Annotated in this window: 23 protein-coding genes; 18 read left to right on the top strand and 5 right to left on the bottom strand. The window is 42.2% G+C overall.

From position 1 onward, the window contains the following. Positions 1-71 precede the first annotated feature (71 nt). From AU377_RS13495 to AU377_RS13460, 8 genes are all read left to right on the top strand, one after another. Positions 72-1271, top strand: coding sequence for an ABC transporter substrate-binding protein (locus tag AU377_RS13495; protein ID WP_067408303.1), 1200 nt, complete (start codon positions 72-74; stop codon positions 1269-1271). Between the two features lie 159 nt (positions 1272-1430). Beyond that, positions 1431-2306, top strand: a complete 876-nt coding sequence (locus AU377_RS13490; RefSeq protein WP_067408302.1) for a branched-chain amino acid ABC transporter permease — start codon at positions 1431-1433, stop codon at positions 2304-2306. Between the two features lie 11 nt (positions 2307-2317). Next, entirely contained in the window at positions 2318-3268 is a 951-nt protein-coding gene (locus tag AU377_RS13485; RefSeq protein ID WP_067408301.1) for a branched-chain amino acid ABC transporter permease, read from the top strand. Next, entirely contained in the window at positions 3258-4046 is a 789-nt protein-coding gene (locus tag AU377_RS13480) for an ABC transporter ATP-binding protein (protein ID WP_067408300.1), read from the top strand. The genes AU377_RS13485 and AU377_RS13480 overlap by 11 nt, the downstream gene beginning before the upstream one ends. Beyond that, positions 4039-4746, top strand: coding sequence for an ABC transporter ATP-binding protein (locus AU377_RS13475; RefSeq protein WP_067408396.1), 708 nt, complete (start codon positions 4039-4041; stop codon positions 4744-4746). Before AU377_RS13480 ends, AU377_RS13475 begins: the two co-directional genes overlap by 8 nt. Before the next feature lie 161 nt (positions 4747-4907). Continuing rightward, positions 4908-5849 (top strand): lipoyl synthase, encoded by a 942-nt coding sequence (lipA, locus tag AU377_RS13470; RefSeq protein ID WP_067408299.1) that lies wholly within the window; start codon positions 4908-4910, stop codon positions 5847-5849. Positions 5850-5901: 52 nt separating this feature from the next. Next, positions 5902-6201, top strand: a complete 300-nt coding sequence (locus AU377_RS13465) for a YutD-like domain-containing protein (RefSeq protein WP_067408298.1) — start codon at positions 5902-5904, stop codon at positions 6199-6201. Between the two features lie 99 nt (positions 6202-6300). Beyond that, positions 6301-6750, top strand: a complete 450-nt coding sequence (locus AU377_RS13460) for a DUF86 domain-containing protein (RefSeq protein ID WP_067408297.1) — start codon at positions 6301-6303, stop codon at positions 6748-6750. Positions 6751-6815: 65 nt separating this feature from the next. Here AU377_RS13460 and AU377_RS13455 read toward each other — a convergent pair whose 3' ends face one another. Beyond that, complete coding sequence (locus AU377_RS13455; RefSeq protein ID WP_067408296.1) at positions 6816-7052, bottom strand: YuzB family protein; 237 nt, start codon at positions 7050-7052, stop codon at positions 6816-6818. Between the two features lie 170 nt (positions 7053-7222). Between AU377_RS13455 and AU377_RS13450 the strand changes: the two genes are divergently transcribed. Continuing rightward, complete coding sequence (locus AU377_RS13450; RefSeq protein WP_067408295.1) at positions 7223-8290, top strand: NAD(P)/FAD-dependent oxidoreductase; 1068 nt, start codon at positions 7223-7225, stop codon at positions 8288-8290. 103 nt (positions 8291-8393) lie between these two features. Here the strand turns inward: AU377_RS13450 and AU377_RS13445 are convergent, their stop codons facing one another. Then, on the bottom strand, positions 8394-8723 hold the full coding sequence (locus AU377_RS13445) for a YuzD family protein (protein WP_067408294.1): 330 nt from the start codon (positions 8721-8723) through the stop codon (positions 8394-8396). An 84-nt stretch (positions 8724-8807) separates the two neighbouring features. Between AU377_RS13445 and AU377_RS13440 the strand changes: the two genes are divergently transcribed. From AU377_RS13440 to AU377_RS13425, 4 genes are all read left to right on the top strand, one after another. After that, complete coding sequence (locus AU377_RS13440; RefSeq protein WP_067408293.1) at positions 8808-9044, top strand: NifU family protein; 237 nt, start codon at positions 8808-8810, stop codon at positions 9042-9044. Between the two features lie 145 nt (positions 9045-9189). Beyond that, positions 9190-9555 (top strand): iron-sulfur cluster assembly accessory protein, encoded by a 366-nt coding sequence (locus tag AU377_RS13435; protein ID WP_067408292.1) that lies wholly within the window; start codon positions 9190-9192, stop codon positions 9553-9555. Between the two features lie 228 nt (positions 9556-9783). Continuing rightward, a complete protein-coding gene (locus tag AU377_RS13430; protein ID WP_067408395.1) occupies positions 9784-11001 on the top strand; it encodes an NAD(P)/FAD-dependent oxidoreductase in 1218 nt (405 codons plus the stop codon). A 172-nt stretch (positions 11002-11173) separates the two neighbouring features. Beyond that, positions 11174-11497, top strand: coding sequence for a YuiB family protein (locus AU377_RS13425; protein ID WP_067408291.1), 324 nt, complete (start codon positions 11174-11176; stop codon positions 11495-11497). A 62-nt stretch (positions 11498-11559) separates the two neighbouring features. Here the strand turns inward: AU377_RS13425 and AU377_RS13420 are convergent, their stop codons facing one another. Beyond that, positions 11560-12036 (bottom strand): divergent PAP2 family protein, encoded by a 477-nt coding sequence (locus AU377_RS13420; RefSeq protein ID WP_067408290.1) that lies wholly within the window; start codon positions 12034-12036, stop codon positions 11560-11562. 158 nt (positions 12037-12194) lie between these two features. On the opposite strand from AU377_RS13420, the gene AU377_RS13415 reads away from it, so the two are divergent. From AU377_RS13415 to AU377_RS13405, 3 genes are all read left to right on the top strand, one after another. Continuing rightward, a complete protein-coding gene (locus AU377_RS13415) occupies positions 12195-13706 on the top strand; it encodes a leucyl aminopeptidase (RefSeq protein WP_082732058.1) in 1512 nt (503 codons plus the stop codon). Positions 13707-13765: 59 nt separating this feature from the next. After that, entirely contained in the window at positions 13766-14026 is a 261-nt protein-coding gene (locus AU377_RS13410; protein WP_156450451.1) for a hypothetical protein, read from the top strand. Between the two features lie 141 nt (positions 14027-14167). Continuing rightward, positions 14168-14374, top strand: a complete 207-nt coding sequence (locus tag AU377_RS13405; protein ID WP_067408288.1) for a hypothetical protein — start codon at positions 14168-14170, stop codon at positions 14372-14374. Between the two features lie 29 nt (positions 14375-14403). Here the strand turns inward: AU377_RS13405 and AU377_RS13400 are convergent, their stop codons facing one another. Then, on the bottom strand, positions 14404-15660 hold the full coding sequence (locus tag AU377_RS13400) for an MFS transporter (protein ID WP_067408287.1): 1257 nt from the start codon (positions 15658-15660) through the stop codon (positions 14404-14406). Positions 15661-15948: 288 nt separating this feature from the next. Here AU377_RS13400 and AU377_RS13395 point away from each other — a divergent pair, with 288 nt between their 5' ends. Together AU377_RS13395 and AU377_RS13390 are read left to right on the top strand one after the other, a co-directional pair. Beyond that, entirely contained in the window at positions 15949-16536 is a 588-nt protein-coding gene (locus AU377_RS13395) for a peptidylprolyl isomerase (protein WP_067408393.1), read from the top strand. A 40-nt stretch (positions 16537-16576) separates the two neighbouring features. Continuing rightward, entirely contained in the window at positions 16577-16792 is a 216-nt protein-coding gene (locus tag AU377_RS13390) for a hypothetical protein (RefSeq protein WP_067408286.1), read from the top strand. A gap of 201 nt (positions 16793-16993) precedes the next feature. Here the strand turns inward: AU377_RS13390 and AU377_RS13385 are convergent, their stop codons facing one another. After that, positions 16994-18166: a MalY/PatB family protein gene (locus AU377_RS13385; protein ID WP_067408285.1), complete on the bottom strand. Its 1173-nt coding sequence runs from the start codon at positions 18164-18166 to the stop codon at positions 16994-16996. Positions 18167-18180: the final 14 nt, after the last annotated feature.

The following is an 18180-nucleotide window of genomic DNA, read 5'->3' as shown; positions in this document are numbered from 1 at the left end:
GCTTCTGGATCTGGTCAAATAGATGGACGATCAGTTCGGAATTGAAGCAGCAAAAAAAAGGGGGATTTCATATGAAGTTTAAAAAAATTGCAGGTCTATTCGCAGCCACAACCCTTGCGCTAGGCGTCTTGGCAGCATGTGGGGCGGATAAAACGGGCACGGGAGACGAAAGTACGGGAGGTTCCAAGGGAGCTGACACCATTAAAATTGGTGTGAACCTAGAATTATCGGGAGCTGTCGCATCCTATGGAACATCAGAAGCTGCTGGAATTGATCTTGCGGTTGAGGAGATTAACGAGGCGGGCGGTATCGATGGTAAGAAAATCGAACTTGTAAAAGTAGATAATAAGTCAGACGCTGCAGAAGCTACAAATGCGGCGATTAAATTGACGACACAGGATCAAGTTGTTGCAATCATTGGTGCGGCAACGAGCGGCGCTACGGTTGCACAAGCGCAAATTGCGAATAGTAATAAGACACCTTTGATTAGTCCATCTGGTACAAGCCCGACTGTTACAGTAAACGAAGACGGTTCAGTCAACGAATATGTATTCCGTACATCATTTATTGATCCTTTCCAAGGAACAGTTGCTGCAAATTTCGCGGCAAATGATCTGAAAGTAAAAAATGTAGCCATTTACTCTGATAATGCAAGTGATTATTCAAAAGGGCTTGCGGCTTCTTTCAAGAAAGATTTCGAAGCTGCTGGAGGGAAAATTGTCGCGGATGAGTCCTATGTAGCAAAAGACTCCGATTTCCGCTCTACTTTAACACGTATTAAAGCAGCAAACCCGGAATTCATTTTCATCCCTGGCTACTATGAAGAGGTTGGTTTGATCGTTAAACAGGCAAGAGAAATGGGCATTGATGTTCCGCTTATGGGAGCAGACGGATGGGATTCACCAACTTTGCTTGAGTTAGCAGGAGCAGATGCTTTGAACAATACATTTACGACGAATCACTATTCATCTGAAGATCCAGAGGGGAAAATTCAAGAATTCAACAAGAAATTTGAAGAAAAATACAATGGGAAATCACCAGATGCATTTAACGCCCTAGGTTATGACACTGTTTATCTTTTAGTAGATGCGATTAAACGTGCAGGCAGCACAGATTCAACAAAAATCCAGGAAGCTTTAGCATCGACAAAAGATCTGGAACTCGTCACGGGTTTGTATTCTGTTGATGAAAATCACCATCCAATTAAATCTGCAACAATTTTGAAATATGAAAATGGTGGGCAAGTGTTCGAAACAAAAGTTAATCCTTAATCTGAACGGCAGGAATGGGGGGAGGAGGAATGTCTCCCCCTATTTTTTTCTCTCGGATATCAATCTAGTAGGTTGTGGAGAAATTTATCGTACACTGCTTGCCGCAAAGAATGTCGAAGTTAATACTCAATCAAATGTTTGAAACGGAGTGAAAAAATCATGGAATGGTTACAACAACTGATAAACGGGATTTCACTCGGAAGCATTTATGCGCTTATTGCACTGGGTTATACAATGGTTTATGGAATCATTAAGCTTATTAACTTTGCACACGGTGAAGTCTTTATGATTGGAGCATTCATTGGCTTCTACTCCATCACAGGATGGGGCTTTGGGTTTTTTCCTGCATTGATTTTATCAATGACGGTCTGTGCAATTATTGGTGTCGTTATTGAGCGAATTGCTTATAAAAGATTGCGGGCAGCAACTAGAATTGCAGCGCTGATTACTGCGATTGGGGTCTCACTCCTTATTCAAAATGGTGTTATCTATATGCGTGGGGCACAGCCTGAAGCCTACCCAGAAGTGTTGGCAAATAAAACTTTCAATCTTTTTGGTGCACAAATTAGCAGTCAGGCCTTATTAATTCTTTCCGTCTCTGTTGCGCTAATGATTATTTTACAATTCATTGTACATAAAACGAAAATTGGTAAAGCGATGCGCGCGGTTTCATATGATAGTGAGGCTGCTAAACTAATGGGCATCAATGTAGATAACACGATTTCGGCAACATTTGCAATTGGATCTTCCCTTGCTGGTGCTGCAGGTGTAATTTTCGGTATTTATTATACAAAGATTGATCCGTTAATGGGGGTAATTCCTGGTCTGAAAGCATTTGTTGCTGCAGTTCTGGGAGGGATTGGAATTATTCCGGGAGCCATGGTTGGGGGACTCGTACTCGGCGTGGTGGAGACGTTTGTCAGTGCGCTTGGCTTTTCTTTATGGCGAGATGCTGCGGCGTTTATCATTTTAATCTTAATCCTCATATTCAAACCATCCGGCATCTTTGGCAAAAATACACGAGAGAAAGTGTAGGTGAATAAGGGATGAAAAGATCAAAACAGTTTTGGTCATTTATAAGTGCGGCGATTGCTGTCTATGTAGTTGTTGAGGTACTTATAAATGTAGGTATATTAAATAACTTTCACTCCAATACACTGATTTTTATGGCCATTAATATTATGCTGGCGGTCAGTCTGCATTTGGTGATTGGGGTTACGGGGCAATTTTCTCTTGGCCATGCTGGTTTTTTGGCGGTCGGGGCATATATATCGGCAATCGTAACAATGAAGTTGAACTTATCATTTCCGATGGCTATTTTGGCAGCAGGAATTGTCGCTACGATTGCAGGGCTCATTGTAGGAATTCCAAGTTTGCGACTCAGAGGAGATTATTTGGCCATCGCCACCCTGGGATTCGCAGAAATTATTCGAATTGTCTTTTTGAATATTGAATATGTAGGTGGGGCGGCAGGAATGCAAGTGACCCACATGACAACCTGGACTTATGCGTATGTGTGTCTATTTATAACAATCCTTGTGATCGTTAACTTTACAAATTCAAGACATGGACGTGCATGTATTGCTGTTCGTGAAAATGAGATCGCTGCGGATGCAATGGGTATTAATACGACTTATTATAAAGTACTGGCATTCGCCATCGGATCGTTCTTTGCAGGTATTGCAGGTGCGCTGTATGCACATAACTTTTATATCATTCAGCCCGTTAACTTTGGATTTTTAAAATCTATCGATATTTTAATTTACGTTGTATTAGGGGGACTGGGAAGTTTGTCAGGAGCCATTGTCGCAACGATCCTTTTGACAATCGTCTCTACTTTTCTTCAAAGCTATCCCGAAACACGAATGATTATTTATAGTTTAGTCCTCATTATTGTGATGCTTTACCGTCCAAAAGGATTAATGGGAACAATGGAAATAACGGATTACTTCAAGTTGTGGAGAGGTTCTAGAGGGGGTAAGCAGCATGGCCAATGAACCGTTACTTCAAGTGAAAGATGTCGGCATACAGTTCGGCGGACTAAAAGCCGTTTCGAATTTTAATATGGAAATACATCAAGGAGAACTTATCGGCTTAATTGGACCAAATGGCGCGGGTAAAACAACAAGTTTCAACTTGTTGACAGGTGTCTATACGCCTACGGAAGGTGAGATACGATTCAAAGGGGACCGTATAAATGGACTCCCTCCTTTTCAAGTAACACGCAGGGGCATTAGCCGTACATTTCAAAATATCCGTTTGTTCAATGAGTTGTCTGTTTTGGATAATGTTAAAGTTGCTTATCATTCCTTGGCGAAAAATTCCGCACTCAGCTCTATACTGCGTCTTCCATCCCACTTTTCAGAAGAAAAAGAAATGGAAAAGAAAGCAATTGAATTCCTGAAGATTTTCCAGTTGGATCAATACAAAGACGAAGAGGCGAAAAATTTAGCATACGGGAAGCAGCGAAGGTTGGAAATTGCCCGAGCATTAGCCGCAGGTCCCAAGTTATTATTACTGGATGAACCGGCAGCAGGGATGAATCCGCAGGAAACGAAAGAGCTTATGGAATTGATTGCGTTTGTCCGTGAGAAATTTGATTTAACAATTTTACTTATTGAGCATGACATGAACTTAGTCATGGGGATTTGTGAGCGCATATATGTATTGGATCATGGTGTACTCCTTGCCGAAGGGTTACCAGAAGAAATTCGTAATAATCCCAAAGTAATAGAGGCGTATTTAGGGGAGGAAGTTCACGATGAGCATGCTTAAAGTTGAAAATTTAAATGTTTATTACGGCAGCATCCATGCATTGAAAGGCGTTTCCTTGGAAGTTAATGAAGGGGAAATTGTTACGTTAATCGGCGCGAATGGGGCAGGGAAAAGTACATTATTGAAAACATTATCCGGGTTGTTAAAGCCAAAGGATGGATCCATCACTTATTTGAATGCTCCCATTGCAGGAAAGCCGGCACAATCGATTGTGAAAGCTGGCGTTTCACATGTTCCAGAAGGCAGACGCGTCTTTGCGGAAATGTCAGTAGAAGAGAATATTGAGTTAGGTGCTTTTTTAAGAAAAGATAAAGATGGGATTAAAAGTGACCATCAAAAAGTGTATGATATTTTTCCGCGCCTATATGAGCGACGCAAGCAGTCAGCTGGAACATTGTCCGGTGGAGAGCAACAAATGTTAGCTATGGGCAGGGCAATTATGGCAAAGCCCAAACTTCTGTTACTCGATGAGCCCTCAATGGGATTAGCGCCATTAATGGTCAAAACGATTTTCGAAGTTGTTCGAGATATTAATAAAGAAGGAACAACCATTTTACTCGTCGAACAAAATGCAAATATGGCATTATCCGTTGCTGAACGGGCATACGTGATCGAAACAGGAAAGGTGATTCTTTCGGGGACTGTTGAAGAATTACAAAAAAGTGAAGAAATTAAAAAAGCCTATCTTGGGGGGCATTGAAAAAAAGCGTCTTTCAAAGGCGCTTTTTTTCATGATGTTAATACAATCATCTATTTTATCGTATGACGATAAAGCCGGCGGTGTTGTTAGATGTCAGAAGATATGGTACATTGACAACAGTGATAAATAGAAAAAGTTAATAAGAAAGGAGCGGATTTATCATGTCATGCAGACCAGAAAACGCAAACAAGACAGAACATATCCGTAAGCCCGATTGGCTTAAAATTAAACTTAATACGAACGATAACTATACCGGTCTAAAGAAAATGATGCGGGAGAATAATCTACATACTGTGTGTGAAGAAGCACGCTGCCCGAATATTCACGAATGTTGGGGAGAACGCCGTACTGCGACTTTCATGATTTTAGGGGCTGTTTGTACGCGCGCATGCCGTTTTTGTGCGGTTAAAACAGGATTACCGACTGAGCTGGACTTGGCTGAACCAGAGCGTGTTGCGGACTCGGTAGCGCTCATGAACTTGAAGCATGCCGTTGTTACAGCTGTCGCACGCGATGACCAAAAAGACGGCGGTTCGGCCATTTTCGCTGAAACGATTCGTGCCATTCGAAGAAAAAGTCCATTTACAACGGTTGAAGTGCTTCCGTCTGATATGGGGGGCGACTACGATAACTTAAAACGTCTCATGGACGCAAAGCCGGACATTTTAAACCATAATATTGAAACGGTTCGCCGCTTAACGCCAAGGGTACGTGCAAGAGCTACATATGACCGTTCGTTGGAACTTTTGCTGCGTGCAAAGGAATTACAGCCGGATATCCCGACAAAGTCTTCCTTAATGTTAGGACTTGGGGAAACGCATGAAGAAATTCTTGAAACGATGGACGATCTTCGTGCACATAAAGTGGACATTATGACAATTGGCCAATATTTACAACCTTCGAGAAAGCATTTGAAAGTGCAAAAATACTATTCTCCGCAAGAATTTGGAGAGCTTAGAAAAATTGCGATGTCCAAAGGCTTTTCTCACTGTGAAGCGGGACCACTCGTTCGTTCAAGTTACCATGCTGATGAACAAGTAAGTGCTGCTGCAAAAGAAAGACAACGTCGAGGAGAGGAACAGCTAGAAGGAACGACTTTATAAGAAGGCGTTCGAATTTCTCTTCGATATTTAGTTAAATGGCGGTGAAAGACCATTGATCATCCTTGACAATTGGCAGTTTGAAGTGATTAAAGACTATCGAAATGGCTTCAACGAAGAAGCGGTATTAGCACGTTATAGTGATGTGTTGCTGAAATACGACTATATCCTTGGCGATTGGGGTTATGGTCAATTACGACTGAAAGGTTTTTTTGATGACAAAAACCCAAAAGCGACGTATGAAACCAAAATAAGTACATTGCAGGACTACCTATTTGAGTATTGTAATTTCGGCTGTGCGCATTTCGTGTTGAGAAAAATCAGTAAAGTCAAACAACCTGCTGCAGAAAAATAGCAAAGACCAGAACAGACCCTTACGTAGACACCCCTACAGACGGGTCTTTTTCTGCGGAAATGGTAAGATAAATGAAGTGGACTTGTAGGAGGGATTCTTTTGTATTTTATCGATCGAACTAAAATGTATAGGACTTTGGACTACATGGAAAAGTTATTACAACAATTTGAAACGAAACAAAACTGGCATGAAGATTTCATTAGCACATTGGCACTTGAGCGCATTGCGCATGTTGTGATCGAATCCGTTATTGACGTTGGCAATTCTATGATCGACGGATTTATTATGCGGGATCCGGGAAGTTATGACGACATCATTGATATTATGGAGGATGAGCGTGTCATTACTGCCGAAATGTCAGTACCATTGAAAAATGTGCTCGCCCTTCGAAAAATGATCGTTCGGGAATTCACAGAAGTGGAAGGACAAGAAGTTGAGGCCGTACTTCGCGCCTCTATGGAAGAATTAGCAGTATTTCCAAGTAAAGTGCGTTATTATCTGGAAAATGAACTAGGGCCCGTTTCAGCATTTTTACCAGAGGAGAAATAATGGAATGATAAAAAGAGACTCCCCCGCAAAGCTTTGGCAGCTTGTGGGAGAGTCTCTAAAAATGCTCAAAAGAGCGGATTCTCTTCTATGAATTGATAGATACGTTCCGTAAGTTCTTCTGGAGTATCGGCTTCAACGATTTCTCCATTTACGATGGCGTATAGTGTTTCTGCACATTTCGTACAGTAACTCAAACAGCCATACTCAAGAACATCTAGATTCGGATCATTCTCCAATTTTTCGAAGGTTTTATGTGAACCGTTTGCAAGGTTACTTATGCAAAATTCAACAATCGGATTCACGATCCATCACCTCACTAATTGGAATGCTACTCTTTTTTTAGGAAAACGTCAATTGTCTCACATTGCATATGTAGAACTAGTCCTACACGTATTGTGGGGCATATCAGACTTCTGTTATACTAGAGAAAAGGAAAAATGTGTCGAATTAATGAACCGTGAAGGAGAAAAAAATGCGAAAACTTGTATTATTGGGTGCCGGATACGGAAACATGCGTATTTTACTTCGGCTATTAACGAAGGAATTACCAGCTGACATTGAAATTACACTTGTTGATAGGACGCCATTTCACAGCTTGAAAACTGAATTTTATGCACTTGCTGCGGGTACTGTCTCAGATACAGAAGTCAGGGTACCACTTCCTGATCATAGTCAATTGAAGGTCGTCGGAGGAGAAATCATAGAGATTAGGCCGGATGAGAGATGCGTATATCTTGCGGATGGTATGCAAATTCCATACGATGAGCTTGTCATTGGACTAGGCTGTCAAGATAACTATCATAACGTGCCAGGTGCTGAGGAATATACATATAGCATTCAAACAATCGGTAAATCACGTGAAACGTATAAAAAGCTTCTTGGCTTAGGTGGAGGTGCGACAGTAGGAATTATAGGTGCAGGTTTGAGTGGAATAGAACTTGCCAGTGAATTGCGTGAAAGCAGACCTGATCTAACTATCAAACTATTTGATCGCAGTCCGCGAATTTTGCGTGATTTTCCGGAGCGCTTGAGTAATTATGTGAAAAAGTGGTTTGACGAAAACAATGTTGAAGTTGTAGCTAACTCAAATATTACACGCGTTGAAAAGGATCTGTTACATAACCACGAAGAAACAATTCAAGTGGATGCAGTCGTTTGGACAGCAGGGATCCGTCCCGTTCAATTGGTGCGAAATATGGAAGTTGAGAAAGACCGTTCTGGACGAGTCATTTTGAACCAGCATCACCAAGTTCCGCAATATAAGGACGTCTACGTTGTAGGTGACTGTGCAGCATTGCCTTATGCGCCAAGTGCACAAGTTGCAGAGGAACAGGCAGAACAAATCGTTAAAATTTTACGCTTAGTATGGAGCGATCAGCCATTACCTGAAAAAATGCCGGAAATTAAATTAAAAGGTTTCCTCGGTTCACTCGGTAAAAAGCAAGGGTTTGCCTACTTGGCAGATCGAACAGTTACGGGCAGAATTGCTAGACTGTTAAAATCTGGTGTGCTGTGGATGTACAAATGGCATAACGGTTAATATCGATTTGGCAGCGTTTACAAATAATTTAGAATTAAAAACCCCCGAACATGGGGGTTTTTATTCTCAGTTAACAGATTTTATTATCAGGAAAGTTTCACGTTTAAGCTTGTGGCGTATACCCGTGTTTTTCTAATTCTGCAAAAACAGGTTTTAATTGAATGTAGCCTTCACCGATCATTTCATTCTCAATCATGACCAATGGATAGAAAAATTCATCGTTACGCACTTGCTCGGCAATCGAATGTTGCCGCTCATCAGAAATATCCGATTCGATATCAATATATTCAATTGCATAAGGCTGATCAGGATATTTACGATCAATTGCGGCTTGTAGCCATTCATACGTATCTTTCGACGAAGGAGCATTGACACAGCTCGCACAAATAATATCTGCCCCGTACACTTCAATTGTTACTTTGTTTAGACTCAACAAAAAGACCCCTTTCAAATCAAAGTTGGATTTTTTCTGCTATCCAGTTTATAATAAGTATAAGGAAAGGGGAGTTAAAATACAATGACAGATACGGCAATGATGGAACCAGTTCAAAATGTATTAGATAAATTACGCCCATTTTTATTGAGAGACGGCGGCGATTGCGAGCTTGTAGATATTGAAGATGGAATTGTGAAGCTTCGTTTGCTCGGCGCATGCGGTACATGCCCAAGCTCAACGATTACGCTTAAAGCAGGAATCGAACGTGCACTTCTCGAAGAAGTTCCAGGCGTTGTAGAGGTAGAGCAAGTATTCTAATAAAGCGGCTGTCTTAGAAGTGCCTGGCACCACTAAACACTGTCAAAATGTAGCATCGTTTTCTAATTTCGATACTATATTCAGTGTTTAAAGGTGCTTGGCTCTTCGTTTTTATAGACGGTAGATGAAAGGGAGGGGAACACGCATGGCGCAAATTGTTGAAATTACGGAAGCGGCAGCTTATCAGGTAAAAGAAATGATGAGTCATAACGGTGAAGAAGGTTCATTCCTCCGTGTAGCTGTAAATGGCGGGGGATGTAGCGGGTTAACCTATGGTCTAGGCTTCACATCGGAACAAGAAGAGCAAGATACTTTACTTGAACAGCAAGGGCTGCGAATTCTCGTTTCAAAAGAAGATGCCCCGATCCTTGAAGGAACGATTGTCGACTATAAGGAATCACTCATGGGCGGCGGATTTACGATCACCAACCCAAATGCGATCGCATCTTGCGGTTGCGGGACATCATTCAGAACTGCTACAAAACAAGGTGCACCTTCGGATTGTGAATAATACAACGACCTTCCTCGCATGATGCAGGAAGGTATTTTTATGCAAACGAGCATCTGGAGTATTCAGAATATTCCCACTTACCATAAGCTATTGAAATAACGTATCAAAAGGGCTACTATTAAAGTATAAGTTTGTCGAAATGATGACAAAATCCGGGTTTTGTAGACTAGATAGTAGCTAGACTGTTTGAACCCGGCTCATAAAACATAAAAGGTGGTTTCGATGTTCGTGAAAAGGCCAACAGTTTTAGTATTGGGTGCGGGTTACGGAGGTCTAACAACAGTCGTTAACTTGCAAAAATTAGTAGGTACGGACGATGTAGAAATTATTCTTATTAACAAAAACGATTATCACTATGAATCCACATGGCTTCATGAAGCGGCTGCAGGAACGTTGTCACCTGAGCAAGTTCGCTATGATGTTAAGAATGTCATTGATGAGTCGAAAGTGAAATTTATTAAAGCTGAAGTACAAGGAATTGATGTGAAAGGGAAAGTTGTAACGTCAACTGCGGGTACGCATACGTACGATTATCTCGTCATCGGTCTTGGTTTTGAGGGGGAGACATTCGGCATCCCTGGATTGGATAAATATGCACTGGCAATGGCGAATGTAAAAGCAGCACGTCAAATTCGTGAGCATATCGATTATCAATTTGCAACATGGTCTACTGAAGAAGAAAAAGACGATAGCCGTCTAACGATTGTTGTTGGAGGCGCAGGATTCTCAGGTATTGAGCTGCTTGGTGAGCTTGGTAACCGTGTGCCAGAGCTTTGTAAGGAATTTGATGTTCCGCAGGAAAAAGTACGCGTGCTATGTGTAGAGGCAGCGCCTATGGTTCTACCAGGATTTGATCCAGAGCTAGTAGACTATGCTGTACGTCAACTAAGTGCAAAAGGCATCGAGTTTTCAATCGGTACGCCGGTTGTCGAAGCAACTCCAGAAGGCGTTAAAATTAAAAAAGGCGAAGATGAATTCGAATTCATCAAAGCGGGCACAGTCATTTGGGCTGCGGGCGTTCGCGGAAACAAACTAATCGAAGAATCTGGTATCGAAAACATGCGTGCGCGTGTTAAAGTTGAAAAAGACCTTCGTGCACCAGGCCATGAAGACGTTTTCATCGTTGGGGACTGTGCATTATTGATCAATGAAGAAATTAATCGTCCATACCCACCGACAGCACAAATTGCGATGCAGCAAGGTGTGACAATTGCACAAAACGTGCATGCATTGATCAAAGGCGAGCCGACGAAAGAATTCGTTCCAGACTTGAAAGGTAGCGTTTGTTCACTTGGAGACGATGACGCAATCGGTCTTGTGTTCGGTAAGAAAATGACGGGTACAAAAGCTTCATTCATGAAGAAGATGGTCGACAACCGTGCGCTTTACCTCATTGGCGGCGTCGGACTTACTTTGAAAAAAGGTAAATTTAACCTCATTAAATAAGCATTTTATGGCACTTGCCTGTCTGTGATGACGGCAAGTGTTTTTTTAGGAAATTGTACTAGAGTAAGCCAGGATTTTTCAAGAAGTGACGACATTCTAACAACTTATTTAATTTATTGAAAGAGTTAGACCCTTCGTGTAAAATTATGGATGGAAAACGGAGGGAAATGCATTGACCATTTCATTAACGCACGTTGTTTTATCTATACTGATTTTTATCGTCATGTTTTTCGGTATAGGATTCCTCTTAAATATGCTGCTTCGTATGACGTGGTTGATGGCCATTATTTATCCGATAGTAGTCATCCTCATTATCGATGAAGTAAAGGTATATGAATATATTACAAAGCCTAAAGTTTCATTTCAGTTGCTTGGGGAGAAGATACTTGCACTCCAAGTGGTCGATGTTATTATATTAGCAAGCGGTCTTGTGGGCGCAATTATTTCAGGCTTTGTTATTAAATTACTGAGGAAACAAGGTTATCAAATGTTTTAACAGATGTCTTAAAAAAGGTAAGTTCAAGTGGAAGTGGACACTTGAACTTACCTTTTTTTGTCTTAGATCAGAAATGTGTAAATGACAACTGAAATGATGATTCCTGTAAGGGCACCGGCAAATACTTCACTCGGCTTATGACCGAGTAACGTTTTTAATTCTTTGATCTTTTGCTGGCCATCTTTATGCTGCCAGCCTTTCGCTTCTTGCACAAAAGTTTGAAAATCGAGTCGCATTTGATTGATGATGAGCGCTTGTTGTCCCGCTTGGTAACGAATACCTGTTGCGTCAAACATAACGATGACAGCAAAAATTGCCGACACCGCGAAAAGTGGCGAATCTAATCCTGTTTCGTACGCAATGGCAGTCGTCAGAGAAGTGACTGCAGCCGAGTGTGAGCTGGGCATGCCGCCGGTAGACGTCATCAGTTTCCAATCGAGCTTGCCGCTTAGTAAATAATGAATGGGGATTTTCACAAATTGAGCAAACAAAATGCCGAATAATGCCGCAAGGAGCGGGACATTTTGAAATACTGCCATCGTCTTCCACTCCTTTACAAATTTCAAAAAGTGTACGAACAGTATACCACAATGACGGGATCAAAAAACAAGCGATAATTAAATGACGAATGAATGATGCTGCTAATGGAAGGTAATGGGATATACTATGAAGCGTAGAGAACAAGGGAGGAAGCATTGTGCAAACAATTATTGTAGAACCAGACTTTTCAAAAGTAACAGCTGATGTACTCGTCATCGGTGTACCCGAACATCCGGAAAATAGTGAAGGATGGGAAGCCTTCGTTAACTCATTTTCAACAAGATTACCGGAATGGCTAAAAACAGGTGACGTGAAAACAGATTTTAAAGAAATTGTAAAAATGCCTACGTTTGAGCAAACAGGATATGAACGGGTCATTTTCGTCGGGCTTGGTGCACGTAAAGAATTAACGGAAGAACGCTTGAGACAAGCTTTTGCCGCAGTAGGAAAGGCACTTGCAGATGCCAAGGCTTCCTCGGTCGCAGTTTGGACAGTACCGTTCACAAGCGATGCATTGACTTGTGAAGATGTCGCCTACGTCGCAGCAGAAGGCATTCAGCTCGGTGCTTACGCATTCGAAGGGTATAAAACAAACTCAAATGCACGTGATGTCTCAATCGAAACGATCACGTTCTTATCCGCATACGATCCGGATGCTTTAAAAGCAGCCTTTGAAGTCGGAAAAGTATATGGGCATGCCGTTTGTGAGGCAAGAAATCTAGTGAATATGCCGCCGAATTTATTAACAGCTGCGAAAATGGCGGACTACGCACGAAATCTTGCAGAGCAATACGATTTTGACATCGAAGTATTAGGTAAGAGAGAAATGGAAGAACTCGGAATGGGTGCCATTTTAGCGGTCAACCAAGGATCAAAAGAAGAACCGCAATTGATCGTTCTAAAATATGCAGCGACAGAACAGTGGGGAAATGTCGTTGGACTCGTTGGGAAAGGGATTACATACGACACAGGCGGTTACTCCTTAAAGCCGCGTGAAAGTATGGTAGGCATGAAGGGGGATATGGGTGGTGCGGCGGCAGTGCTTGGTGCTATGACGATTATTGGAGAACTCAGGCCTGCGCAAAATGTGATCGCTGTTATCGCTTCCACGGATAATATGATTTCTGGTGATGCTTTTAAACCGGATGATGTCGTCACATCATTAAGTGGTAAAACGATTGAGGTGTTAAATACAGATGCCGAAGGTCGACTCGTGTTGGCTGATGCGGTAACGTATGCGAAACAATCGGGCGCAAATTATTTAATTGACGTAGCGACATTAACTGGCGGCGTCATCGTTGCACTTGGTAACGATAAGACAGGTGCTTTAACGAACGACGAAGCATTTTTTGAACAATTTATGCATGCTTCCATTGAAACAGGTGAATTCGTTTGGCGCCTGCCTTTAACGGAAAGTGACAAGAAAAGAATACGAAAAAGCGATATTGCAGATTTGAATAACTCACCTGGCCGCGATGGACATATGATTTTTGGCGGTGGATTCGTCGGTGAATTTGCGGAAGATACGCCGTGGATTCATTTAGATATTGCAGGAACTTCGGATGCTGCGGCGGCACATGCATTAGGTCCAAAAGGTGGAACGGGCGTCATGGCTAGGACGCTCGCAACATTTGTGGAATTAATGGCTGTCGAAACAGAAGAGGACTAGGCATATGTCCACTCTTACTTACTCTGTTTGAATAGGATAAGTGAGAAAGGGGGATGAAAATGCCTAGAGGAGGTTATCATCACAGGGGCGGTCACCGTCATGGCGGCGGCGGCTTCGGACGAGGCGGATTTGGTTTTGATGGTTTCTTCGGTGGATTTGGAGGACCGTTTATCGGAGGGTTGACAGGCAGCCTGTTAGGTAACGCGTTATTTCCGGGTTACGGCGGATATGGCGGCGGTTTTGGTGGATACGCACCTTACCCATTCTACGGTTATCCAAATTATTACTATCCGCCATTTGGGGGATATTGGGGATTTTAATAGCTTGAACAGCAAAACACGCATGGGCTTAGCCGCATGCGTGTTATTTCATTTTTCACCAACACGGATCTAAATCGAATGGGGAAACGTCCATATTCTTTAATTTTCTATGAATAGGATGAGTGGGAGAGGGGGAAGAAAATGTCTAGAGGATTTCACGGCTCCGGTGGATTTGGTGGATTTGGCGGATTTGGTGCACCATTTCTAGGTGGATTGGCAGGAAGCTTCTTAGGAAGTGCAATATTTCCGGGCTATGGATGGGGACGCGGTTTTGGCGGCTTTCCACCTTATCGAGGCTGCGGCTGTCCAGCATGCTACCGGCGATTTGGAGGATATTGGGGATTTTAAAAGCTTAAACGGCAAAATACGCATGGAGATTAGGATTGCTCCATGCGTGTTTTTACGTTTTTTTCTGCTCTTTTCTGCTCAACTAGGTACTCACTAAAATCTTGAAAAGGACTGCGTTTCACTAGATAAAGGAGCGTGAATCCGACTAAAAATAATACACCTGTTATGACAAAAACGGATGGAATGCCGACATATCCGCTAAGGATCCCGCCTAGCATCGGACCGATAATATTCCCTAAAAATCGGAAGCTCGTATTATAACCCATTAATTCACCTTGAATATCAATAGGGGCTTCTCTTCTTACTAAAGCTGTCGTGATGGGAATCATTCCACCGATTGCCATACCGAAGAAGAATCTCCAAAAGACAAGCTGCCAAAGGTTCGAAACGAATGCTTGCGGAATGATGAAAATAAAGGAGAGAATAAGCAGTATTGAAAGCACCTTTTCATAGCCAATCTCATCACCAAGCTTCCCCCAAAAGCGTGTCAGCAACAGATTACCGATCCCGGCAGCACTAAAAGTGATCCCCGATAGAAAAGCGACATCTTTTGCATCTGTAAGATCTGCAACGTAAAGAGAGAGAAGGGGCTGAATGCTAAAATTACCAATTTGAATAAGTGCGGTAATGATCATGACATTCATCATTAATCGATGGCGAAAAATGCCTTTTACGATAGTTTTCCGCGTGTAGTTCACAGCAAGCTTACTTTTCTCTTTTTTCTTTTCGCGAATGCCAACTAGGACAAGGAGTGCTACCAAGTAGATAGAAATGGAAGTAATGATGAACGTGTATTGGAAGCCAAATTGATCGGCGAGTAGGCCGCCTAAAACGGGCCCAAATAACATCCCCGTCATGCTTCCCATTTGTAACGTGCCGAGCATTTTACCGGCTTCTTCCTTTGAAGTTTGTGAAGAAACAAATGCAAGAGAAGTAGGGATGAATCCCGTCACGATTCCATTCAATAAACGTAAAATAAAAAAAGTCTCGACGGAATTGATGAATCCCATCAAGAGAACTGATGTTGCAATTCCAAATCCGTTGATGATCAAAATTGGTTTAAAGCCGTATCGGTCAGCGACGCGTCCCCAAATCGGTGACATGATAAACGCCGTGATAAAAGTGGCACCAAAAATAAGACCGGCCCATCTTTGAACATATACATCTGAATGATTGCCAAATGTCTCGATGTAAAGGGAAAGAAAGGGCATAATCATCGTCATTGTTCCGGCAACTAAAAAATTAGCAAACCAAATGATGATAAAATTTCGTTTTTGCACGTCCATTTGAAAACCTTCTTTCTATGCGTGCTACTTAACAGTATAAGACATTTCGAGAGACGAAGGAAGTAACGTGCTTAATCATCGAAAAGCCAAAGGGAATATGGTAAAATTATTCAGGGTGAAGCAATAGTGAAAAACATGTTTCATATCATTTTTATCGCGGTGCTTTCAATCGTCCTTTCTGCTTGCGGTCAAGACGAGGGGATGACGTTAAATGAAGAAGGGAAAGCCCACGATGTAAAAAGTGTTCCTGATGAAAATATGAACCGTAACGATGAGGAGGCAACTATTATGTATCCACAATTATCGACAGAAGTAGCAGAAAACGAAGCACTCGTTGTCATGAATACAACGCTTGGTGCGATTAAGATTAAAATGTTCCCAGAGATGGCACCGAAGACAGTTGAGAACTTTTTGACGCATGCCGAAAACGGCTATTACGATGGAATTATTTTTCACCGCGTCATTGAAGATTTCATGATTCAAGGCGGAGACCCAACTGGGACAGGTATGGGCGGCACAAGCATTTATGGTGACACATTTGAAGATGAGTTTTCCATGCAATTGTTTAACTTGCGCGGAGCGCTTTCAATGGCAAACGCTGGTCCTGGAACAAATGGCAGCCAGTTCTTTATCGTTCAGGCATCTCAAGCACCAGGTTCTGTGGAGCAAATGAAAGCTGGCGGCTGGCCTGAGGAAATTGCAGAAGCATACGGTAAAATGGGCGGTACACCGCACCTTGATCAAAAACATACTGTGTTCGGTCAAGTGATTGAAGGAATGGACGTCGTTGATAAAATTGCTGCTGTGAAAAAAGGTCGTCAAGACAAGCCAGTTGAAGATGTTTCGATCCAATCCATTGAAATTCTGAAAAAATAATGTCATTGTCAAATTACTCGATGTAAGGAAGTGAATGTAAATGAACGTCCTGTTAATGCCGTTCCTTTACTTTCCGGAAGACAAGTCAGAATACATTCCCGCGGCCTTTTCGTTTATCATTTTTATGATTCTTTTTTACTTTACGATCCGATGGTTTCGGAGAAATTCGAGAAAACAATTGGAAGAAACGAAAGAGTTAGAAGCGCGCATTTTGCGTGAACGCCGCGAAGAAAGAGAAAAACAGCAATCGAATTGATTGCTGTCAGCCTGTTGAGAAACGCTCGCATCCGTCGTTGCTCGTCTCGCTCGTCCGCTCATGAACTTAAGTTCTATTCGCGTCTTCGCTCGACTTCGCGCCTAGGCTGGCAAGCGTTTTCAATCAGGCTGAAGATGCAATTAGCAAGAATGTCATCTAAAAAAGTAAAGCCAAAGTCAAAATGACTTTGGCTTTACTTTTTTATTTCATTGCCGCTATAAAGCGTTTTACACCATCTTCTACTTGGCTGCGGGTTGTTGCAACGTTCATGCGCAAAAATCCTCTGCCCGCTTCGCCGTATTTCGTCCCCGGTTCAAGGGCAAGTTTTCCTTTTGTTAAGAGGCGCTTCATCATTTCTTCCTCTGACAAACCAGTTCCGCGATAATCGATCCACAATAAGTATGTCCCTTGGGGTTTCGTGATTTTCACGCCAGGTACCGCCGCGGGAAGTGTTTCAATGATGTAATCCATATTCGAGGAAACGACTTCAAGCAACTGTTCAAGCCAAGGGGCGCCTTCTTCATATGCAGCTTTCAAAGCGGCTGCTGCAAATGCATTAGGTTCCATTTGACCATGGGCCATTGCATTTTGACGCAGTTTTTCACGGATTTCTGGATTGGATGCAATCATCATCGCAATTTGCACACCTGCAATGTTAAATGTTTTCGTTGGGGCAACGCATGTAATGATCCGATCATTCTCTTCACCTGCAATCGTTGCAAGTGGAATATGCTTATGCCCAGGGAATACAAGATCCGCATGAATTTCATCCGATAAAATGAGCACATCATATTTCGCGCATAACCGAACCATTTCTTTCAGCTCATCTTCTGACCAAACAATTCCACCTGGATTATGTGGATTACATAAAATAAATAATTTCACATTGTCTTGTAAACATTTTTCAAATGCATCAAAATCAATGGAATAGACGCCGTTCTCTTCTTTCATAACACATTCAATTAGTTTACGTTCCTGAAATTTTGGCACGTTGAAGAAAGGGGGATAAACTGGCGAGGTCACTAAAATGGCATCGTCTTGAGTTGTAAATGTCTCAACAACTGTAGCAATTGCAGGTACAACACCTTGGTGAAAAAGAATCCAATCCTTTTCAATTTGCCAATTATGTCGATCCACATGCCATTTTTGAACCGCATCTTTACAACCATCGCAAATGTACGAATAACCGAAAACTGGATGTTCCAGTCTTTCTTTCATCGCAGCAATGACAGGTTCAGGCGCTGCAAAATCCATATCTGCCACCCACATTGGTAAAATATCCGAACCATCTTCGACCCCATAAACAAATTCCAACCTGTCCCATTTTAAAGAGCGCGTGTTGCGGCGTTCGACTATTTCATTGAATATTCCCACAAAAATCCCTCATT

Source organism: Sporosarcina sp. HYO08 (genome assembly GCF_001563475.1).
Classification (GTDB): Bacteria; Bacillota; Bacilli; order Bacillales_A; family Planococcaceae; genus Sporosarcina.
The sequence above is the reverse complement of the archived record's forward strand: the minus strand, read 5'-3'. Positions and strand labels throughout refer to the sequence as shown.